This window comes from Pedobacter sp. PF22-3 (assembly GCF_026239555.1).
Taxonomy (GTDB): domain Bacteria; phylum Bacteroidota; class Bacteroidia; order Sphingobacteriales; family Sphingobacteriaceae; genus Pedobacter.
The window spans coordinates 1-1,765 of record NZ_JAPIVP010000039.1; the positions used below are offsets into that span (position 1 = coordinate 1).

Here is a 1,765-nt window from a genome sequence, read left to right on the forward strand (position 1 = left end):
CAGACAACATAACAAAAGAAGACTATTTTTAACAATAGTTAAAACTGGTCAGTATTGAACAACACATTTTACAATGGAGAGTTTGATCCTGGCTCAGGATGAACGCTAGCGGCAGGCCTAATACATGCAAGTCGAACGATATTTTCCAGCTTGCTGGGAGAGAAAGTGGCGCACGGGTGCGTAACGCGTATGCAACCTACCTTCATCAGGGGGATAGCCCGGAGAAATCCGGATTAATACCGCATAAAATCACAGGATGGCATTATCCAATGATCAAACATTTATGGGATGGAGATGGGCATGCGTGTCATTAGCTAGTTGGCGGGGTAACGGCCCACCAAGGCGACGATGACTAGGGGATCTGAGAGGATGGCCCCCCACACTGGTACTGAGACACGGACCAGACTCCTACGGGAGGCAGCAGTAAGGAATATTGGTCAATGGAGGCAACTCTGAACCAGCCATGCCGCGTGCAGGAAGACTGCCCTATGGGTTGTAAACTGCTTTTATCCGGGAATAAACCTCTGCTCGTGAGCAGAGCTGAATGTACCGGAAGAATAAGGATCGGCTAACTCCGTGCCAGCAGCCGCGGTAATACGGAGGATCCAAGCGTTATCCGGATTTATTGGGTTTAAAGGGTGCGTAGGCGGCCTGTTAAGTCAGGGGTGAAAGACGGTAGCTCAACTATCGCAGTGCCCTTGATACTGATGGGCTTGAATGGACTAGAGGTAGGCGGAATGAGACAAGTAGCGGTGAAATGCATAGATATGTCTCAGAACACCGATTGCGAAGGCAGCTTACTATGGTCTTATTGACGCTGAGGCACGAAAGCGTGGGGATCAAACAGGATTAGATACCCTGGTAGTCCACGCCCTAAACGATGAACACTCGCTGTTGGCGATACACAGTCAGCGGCTAAGCGAAAGCGTTAAGTGTTCCACCTGGGGAGTACGCCCGCAAGGGTGAAACTCAAAGGAATTGACGGGGGCCCGCACAAGCGGAGGAGCATGTGGTTTAATTCGATGATACGCGAGGAACCTTACCCGGGCTTGAAAGTTAGTGAATGATCCAGAGATGGATCAGTGAGCAATCACACGAAACTAGGTGCTGCATGGCTGTCGTCAGCTCGTGCCGTGAGGTGTTGGGTTAAGTCCCGCAACGAGCGCAACCCCTATGTTTAGTTGCCAGCACGTTATGGTGGGGACTCTAAACAGACTGCCTGTGCAAACAGAGAGGAAGGAGGGGACGACGTCAAGTCATCATGGCCCTTACGTCCGGGGCTACACACGTGCTACAATGGACGGTACAGAGGGCAGCTACATAGCAATATGATGCGAATCTCACAAAGCCGTTCACAGTTCGGATTGGGGTCTGCAACTCGACCCCATGAAGTTGGATTCGCTAGTAATCGCGTATCAGCAATGACGCGGTGAATACGTTCCCGGGCCTTGTACACACCGCCCGTCAAGCCATGGAAGTTGGGGGTACCTAAAGTATGTAACCGCAAGGAGCGTCCTAGGGTAAAACCGATAACTGGGGCTAAGTCGTAACAAGGTAGCCGTACCGGAAGGTGCGGCTGGAATACCTCCTTTCTGGAGTAGACACACCTACTCGCCACGCAACATGATATTTCGATAAGGTATAAGGTTAAAGCATAAAGACTAAAGCTGAAAGGCATTTCTTGATACTTGATACCGGATACTTTTAAAAACACAAGAGAAACAAGAAACACCCAGAAGAAAACGGTGGGCATACTATAAGGGTA

Annotated in this window: 1 rRNA gene; it reads left to right on the plus strand. The window is 50.1% G+C overall.

The features are described 5' to 3' along the window. Positions 1-70: 70 nt before the first annotated feature. Positions 71-1,592, plus strand: a 16S ribosomal RNA gene (locus OQX63_RS23195). Positions 1,593-1,765 lie beyond the last annotated feature (173 nt).